The sequence below is a fragment of the Faecalimonas sp. LCP19S3_D12 genome (assembly GCF_052121495.1).
Classification (GTDB): domain Bacteria; phylum Bacillota; class Clostridia; order Lachnospirales; family Lachnospiraceae; genus Faecalimonas.
Genome location: NZ_JBQKED010000074.1, coordinates 1 through 7047, shown reverse-complemented (window position 1 = coordinate 7047; position 7047 = coordinate 1). Strand labels below are relative to the sequence as shown.

The following is a 7047-nucleotide window of genomic DNA, read 5'->3' as shown; positions in this document are numbered from 1 at the left end:
ATTAAATATAACAAACTATGAAACGGTTAATTTTAAAAAAGCCCGTATTTCCGGGCTTTACAGCACTTTGTAACACGATATAAACCAGTCCGATAATCCCTCATTCCTTTAGATAACTATAAAACAACGAACCCCGTTAGCCGAAAGGTTAACGGGGTTTCGCTGTGTATATTAAACTTCTTTTTCAATTATATTATACTGATATGTACGTAAATTTGCCTCTAATACTGCCTCCTGCTCCACTCCTTTTCTAATTATTCTAAGATGTTCCCCATTTACTTCACAAAAACATTCTCCGTCAAATGCCTTACTCCTATTTCGAAATCGCATTAAATCCCTTAGCTTTTTCACAACTGGTCGTCTCAGATTTTCTTTCACTTCTGCTATTGAATAATAATGTCTGTTAATATTTCGTCCTTCTTTTGTTTTTTCAAGCAATGCTAGATCATTCTCCCCTGCAAGCATCCCAACATAATAGATTTGCGGGATTCCGGGTGCAAAGAACTGAATCGCTCTGGCTAGCAGATACGCATCGTCATTGTTTCCAAGCGCAGAATAAAAACTGCAATTAATCTGATAAATATCAAGGTTATTATATTCTGCACTGCTATATTTTTTCTTAACATTTGCTCCTTTCTCATAAAGAAGCTCTTTTGTTTCTTCAATTTCTTCTGATGTCAGTAAATCAACTACATCAACTACACCAATTCCATCGTGGGTATCTAACGTTGTCATTTGTTTTCGCGGACAAATATCCAGCCAATGTTTCAATCGGTCTCCCCTATGTGTATATAAAGCATGAAGCACAAGCATAGGAAGGGCAAAATCATATACCCAAAATCCTTTCTCAGCGATTTTCATCTGAATAGAATAATGTTCATGAATTTCAGGAAGGATCTCCACCTCGTATTCTTTTGCAATTTCTTCTATTTTAGAAAGTAACTCCCACATCTGGGGTTCTACAAAGAAACAACTTGTGTTCTCTTTTTTTGCTGCATACGCAAATGCGTCCAAGCGTATTACGCGTGCTCCATGTTTACACATAAATCGAATTGTATCTTCAATGAACTTTTGCGTCAATGGTTTTCGAATATCTAAATCAATCTGCTCTTCTCCAAATGTACACCATATTTTTTCTGTTGTTCCATCAAAAAAGGTAAGATTGACATATGGTGCCTTAGGTTTTCTTTTGTAAATTTTCTCTATCTGCTCCTGACTTGGTTCTCCATCTTTCCAAAATTCTTTATACCTTATAAACAGGTCTTTGTATTGAGAATTTTCTTTTTTCTCCTGAAAATCTAAATAGTATTTGGAATGCGCAGAGATATGATTTACCATAAAGTCATACATAAGGTCATATTTTTTTCCTATTCTTTCCAAATCTGAAAAATCTCCAAACTTTTTATCCACCTTATCATAACACATTGGTGCAAATCCTCGATCTGCGGAAGACGGAAAAAAAGGAAGAATGTGGACACTCCCTATTGCCCCTTGATAATGCTCATCTAAAATCTGTTCCAGTTCCTTAAAATTTTTTCCCAAGCTGTCTCCATAAGTAATTAACATTACTTCATTCTTCATTTCATCACCTCTTTGCCCAAATCTGTTTTTCCATTTTTATTTCTTTGTTTGGATTCGCAAGTGCGTCGTCCATAATCAGGCAAATATACATATCTTGAAGCGCTTCTTTTAAACTATAAAATTCTATCCCATTTTCCAGATAATCTGCCATTTTCATCATACAAGTAGCAACCGCAATCTCATCATCGTTCAGCCTTGCATTTCCAAATGGATTTCTATAGAGGAATTCTTCCCCTAGCATAATACCATAATGTGACCATTCCTGATTATTATAGACACCGAGATCAATTCGGTTCAATTGCTCTGTAACCGGAATATTCTTTTCCGTCAAGTAACGAATTGTCAGATCATCTATTTCTCCCCGAGTTCCCTGAATTGTAATCTGTCTCGTCCGAATAAACGAATGATATTGTGCCGGATCTGAAAAGTCAAAATAAGCCACCTTCCCATTATCGAATTCCATTGTCAAGCGATCTCTGGAACATTTGAAAATCTCTCCATTAAAATCCATTCCCTTCCGTCCGTATGTCTCTGTTACATTAAACCAGTACCGTTTTCCATAAATTACTGCATTTTCAAATCCAGAATTCAAAAATCTCCTTATAATACTTGCCCCATGGTATCCATGAAGCGCCGAAATATTTATATTCTGTACTTCTCCAATCTTTCCCTCCTGTAATACCTGTTGCCACGCCGCATACAATGGTTGTGCAAAATATTGTTCTGCAATTTGTATTTTGGCATTATATTTTTTGTAAGTCTCCCATAGGCAATTCAGTGCTGCAATATCTTCACCTGGCGGTGTTTCACATAACACAGGAATTCCTTTTTCAAACAGTTTTCGTAAATATTCTGATACAATTCCTCTTTTAATTGCAAGCACGATATAATCTGGTTTCTCTAATTCCAATTCTTCCAGTGATGATACTACAGGAACATTGTGTTTTCTGGAAAATATATTTCCCTTTTCTTTGTCTCGAATCAGCACTCCTGTCAACTCGAATTGTTCCGGAAGCATTTTTGCAATTCTAATATAGAACTCTGCGCGCCATCCTGATCCAATCAGCCCAAAACGTATTTTTTTCATATTTATATCCTCCTACGGTACACAATATCCTCTTGATGCTTCTAATATCTGATACCATTCATCATATGAAAGTGTAATTTCCAATGCTTCTACTGCTTTTTTCACTCTTTCTATATTCAACGTTCCAGTAATTGCTGCAATTTTTACTGGATGCCTGAACAACCAAGAATACATAATTGTATCAATAGACGTGTGATAGTCTTCTGCTATCTCTTGTAATTTGGCTCTCAGTCTTACAGACTGTTTATCCTCTCCAGAAAAAACACTTCCGCCCCCCAAAGGTGACCATGCCATCAACGGCATTCTTCTTATAAGCGCATCATCCATTACTCCATTGCTGAAATTTTCTGTTGTTTTTACAGAAAACTCCATCTGATTAATGCTAATTGGATTTTTCATATAACTTTGCAACGCAGCAATCTGATAGGGCATAAAATTTGATACACCTAAATGTAGTACTTTTCCCTCCTGTACAAGTTGATCTAACGCATCGGCTGTCTCCTGAGGATCTGCTAAAATATCCGGGCGATGTACTAAAAGCAAATCGATATAATCTGTTCCCAGATTCCGAAGTGATGACTCAATTTCTTTTTGAATCTCCTTTTTAGAAGATTCATAACGAATTGTTTTATTTCCATCTTTTCCCTTTAGTACAATTCCCGTCTTAGTTACAATCTGCATCTTTTTACGCAGCTGCGGTCTCACACGCAATACTGCATCTCCAAATATTTTTTCACATGTATATCCTCCATATACCGGAGCATGATCAAATGTTGTAATTCCCATCTCCATGCATTCTTCTACAAATGTTAAAAACTGATGCCCTGTCAAATTTGCATCTGCTACTCTCATACATCCCGCAACTACCTGTGATATTTTCATATCATTATTAACAATTATTTCTTTCATTTTTTCTCCTCGCTTTTTAGTCTTATTCATCACGTTTTACTATTCTTTTACACCGCCGCTAGTCAAACCTGCTATGATCTTTTTCTGGAAAATCAGAACCAAAATAATTAGTGGCACTGTTACAATTACAGAACCTGCCGCCATATCTCCCCAAGGCATCTCATAATTACTTGGGAACATTGCAATTCCAACCGGAACTGTTCTCATCAAATCATCTGTCATAAATGTAAGTGCATAAATATATTCATTCCATGCATTAATAAATACAATCAACGCAACAGAAAATATTGCCGGTTTGATTAGCGGAATCATGATTCGAAAAAAGATTCCTGCTCGTGAACATCCGTCAATTGCCGCTGCCTCCTCAAATCCTTTAGGCAGCTGTGAAAAGAAATTAGTCAATAACCAAATTGCTAGTGGAAGTGCAAACGTAATATATGGGATAATAAGTCCTAAATATGTATTTAACAAACTAAATTCTTTTAACAACAGGTAAATCGGACTCAATGTGGCAATTGTTGGAAACATAGAAATGCTTAAAATTGCCATAAGCATAACCTTCTTTCCTTTAAATCGCAACCTTGCCAAAGCATATGCTGCAGATGCACCAATTAAAATGCTTAAAAATGTAGTACATGTCGCTACGACTAAGCTGTTAAACAAGTATTTTCCAAAAGGATGTTTCTCAAACACATTAAAATAATATTGAATATTAATTTCACTTGGTATCCATTTTGCCGGCATAGCTGAGATCTCAGACATTGGTTTAATAGATGTCAAGAATTGCCATAAAAACGGAAGTACTATAATTCCTACAAAGAGGACTATAAACACATAAAAGAATATTTGTTTTATTATATGTAAGGTCTTTTTATTCATCTGTTTTCCTCCTTGCTACTCTACCAATTGATTGCCCATTACTTTCATATATATAAGACTAATGATAAATACAATAATAAATATCATAACTGCCATCGCTGACCCATAGCCGAAATCAAGGAATTTCATTAAGTTATTGTATGCATATAAGGATACACTTTCCGTCTGGTTTGCACCGCCTGTCATAACAGAAACTAAATCAAACACACGGAAAGCATCTAGTGTCCTGAATAATAACGCAACAAGTACTGTTCCTTTTACATTTGGCAATGTCACATAACAGAATCGCTGAAATACATTTGCCCCATCTATTTTGGCTGCTTCGTACAAATCTTCTGAAATCATCTGAAGCCCAGCTAAAATCAAAAGTGCCATATATGGTGCCGTTTTCCAAACATCTGTAATAACTAATGCAAGAAACGAGCCATCCGCAGTACTTAACCATGCTTTGTATGAATCGATTACACCCAATTTATATAAAATATCATTAAACAATCCATATTGATCGTTATAAATAAATTTCCACATTAGTGCTGATACTGATGTCGGAATCGCCCACGGAATCAAAATTGCTGCTCGGACAAGCCCTTTTCCCCTAAATGCTTTATTCATAATCAATGCTGCTGCAAATCCTATTACCAACTCAAAAAACACCGTGGTTATTGTAAATTTCAAAGTAAATCCAATAGAGTGCAATGCTCTTTCATCCTGAAATATCTTTATATAATTCTTCATCCCCACAAACGGATAACCACTCCCCGGATCTGTAAGTACCATTTCGTGGAGACTTAGCCAAAATGTTCTTAAAATTGGATATACCGCAATAACTAACAGAATAATGATAGCCGGAGCCATCATAATCCAGGCATCTCTGGTTTCTGTTTTTTGCAGTGAATTATATTTTCTTTTTTTACTGGTCATGACTGCCTCCTCTTTTTAGAGGCGGTGCTGTTTTTACACCGCCATGTTATTTTTATTTTTTATTGTTTAATGCCTCTACTTCTTCTTGAAGTTTGTCTAATGCCGTCACCACATCTGTCTCTCCAGTCAATGCTTGATGAATGTTTCTTTGAATAGCATCCGATACCTTTGCATATTTCGGAGAAAGTGGTCTTGATTTCCCTGTCATAATAATGTCATAAAAATCTGCATAAAATGGGATCTCCTCTAAAATCTCTGCATCTGTATACACATCTTTTACAACTGGAGGCTGTGAAGAAATCAATGTCATTTCTTTTTGTGTGTCTGCACTTATCATATAGTTAATAAATTCTACCGCTGCTGCCTTTTGTTTTTCATCAATTGCATTATTTACAACCAAATCTAGTCCTCCAAGACAAGTATGAGACTCTTCCCCATTTGGTCCTGTTGGGAGCTTTGTAGCTGCTATTTTACCTGCAACCTTTGATCCTTCGTCCTGCCCACTTGTCCAAAAGCCTGACCAGTCACGAATAAATAAGCATTTTCCTTCTTTAAATACTTGTTCACTTTCTGTCTCCGTATAAGTAGTAATCCCTTCCGGTGCATATTCATCTACTAATTTTTTCATAATATTTGTTGCCTCTACATTGTTTTCAGAATTGATTACCGGATCCCCTGACTCATCAAGTACATCTCCACCATTGTTCCAAACATATTCTACCCAGTTTGTTACCAATGCTTCTGACTGCGCCGCCTGAAAATCAGCTCCATATTCAATCCCATTTATTCCTATAGCTTGATCTGCCAGCTCCATCCAACCTTCATATGTTGTAGGAACTTCTGCCCCCAATTGTTCTAATACATCCTGGCGATAAAACAATACACTTGAATTGGTAAACCATGGAGCTGCCACTAATTTTCCATCGTATGTTGCACCCTCAACTGGACCGTCTAACATAGCATCTGTGTCAATTTTATTTGTCAAATCCATAAGCCATCCTGCTGATGCAAACTCAGCAACATACACCACATCCAATCCCATAATATCTACGCTTTTATCCCCAGACGCTAATTTATTAACAAAATCATCATGTACCTGATTTGCATCCTGAGGAAGAAGTACCGTTTCTACCTTAATTTTGTCTTGACTCTCATTAAATTTATCTACAATTTTTTGAGTCGCTTCTCCAACACCTTGATCGAACGAAAACTTCAATGTTATTTGTCCATCTTCTTTTTGACTATCTCCACCACTATTCCCACATCCAACTAGAGATACTGCCATTACAAGTGCCAAACCTGCTGCTACCATTTGTTTCTTTGTTTTCTTCATACTTGTTTTCCTCTTTCGTAATTTATGAATTTATCTTTGCATTCCCTTATTCAGGGTAATAACCCTATCTATGAAAACGTTTTCCTTTTTGTGTAAAAAAATAGTAATTTTTAATATCTATAATTTGTACAAATTGATTTTTAAAGACAATATGCACTTAGTTTTACTATAAAATATAGGAAATCGTTTTCCTATTTTCTTTTTTGAAAGAGCTGATACATTCAGCTCTCAGACTGTAGACAAAGTTGGTGCTGGAGTTTAACTCCAGCACCACTTTTCTGTATGAATGAAATTTCTCGTTGCTTTTATTAAAGAGCACCGCATATCAGATACTTTC

General features: G+C 36.1%; 6 protein-coding genes. All 6 read right to left on the bottom strand.

Translation table 11 applies throughout. The annotated features are described in order from the left end of the window. Positions 1 to 171 precede the first annotated feature (171 nt). From gtfA to ACTQXY_RS14730, 6 genes are read right to left on the bottom strand one after another with little or no spacing between them, the layout of a single operon-like run. A complete protein-coding gene (gene gtfA, locus ACTQXY_RS14755) occupies positions 172 to 1581 on the bottom strand; it encodes a sucrose phosphorylase (RefSeq protein WP_441660097.1) in 1410 nt (469 codons plus the stop codon). A gap of 4 nt (positions 1582 to 1585) precedes the next feature. Further along, the gene (locus tag ACTQXY_RS14750) at positions 1586 to 2668 is read right to left on the bottom strand and encodes a Gfo/Idh/MocA family protein (protein WP_412364335.1); all 1083 of its coding nucleotides are present in this window, start codon (positions 2666 to 2668) and stop codon (positions 1586 to 1588) included. Between the two features lie 12 nt (positions 2669 to 2680). Further along, entirely contained in the window at positions 2681 to 3577 is an 897-nt protein-coding gene (locus ACTQXY_RS14745; protein ID WP_441660096.1) for an aldo/keto reductase, read from the bottom strand. 39 nt (positions 3578 to 3616) lie between these two features. Beyond that, positions 3617 to 4456 (bottom strand): carbohydrate ABC transporter permease, encoded by an 840-nt coding sequence (locus ACTQXY_RS14740; RefSeq protein WP_412364339.1) that lies wholly within the window; start codon positions 4454 to 4456, stop codon positions 3617 to 3619. Positions 4457 to 4471: 15 nt separating this feature from the next. Beyond that, positions 4472 to 5377 carry a carbohydrate ABC transporter permease gene (locus ACTQXY_RS14735; RefSeq protein WP_412364340.1) on the bottom strand — a complete coding sequence of 302 codons (906 nt, stop codon included), beginning with the start codon at positions 5375 to 5377 and terminating at the stop codon, positions 4472 to 4474. Positions 5378 to 5429: 52 nt separating this feature from the next. Beyond that, positions 5430 to 6710, bottom strand: a complete 1281-nt coding sequence (locus ACTQXY_RS14730; protein WP_441660095.1) for an extracellular solute-binding protein — start codon at positions 6708 to 6710, stop codon at positions 5430 to 5432. Between the last annotated feature and the right edge of the window lie 337 nt (positions 6711 to 7047).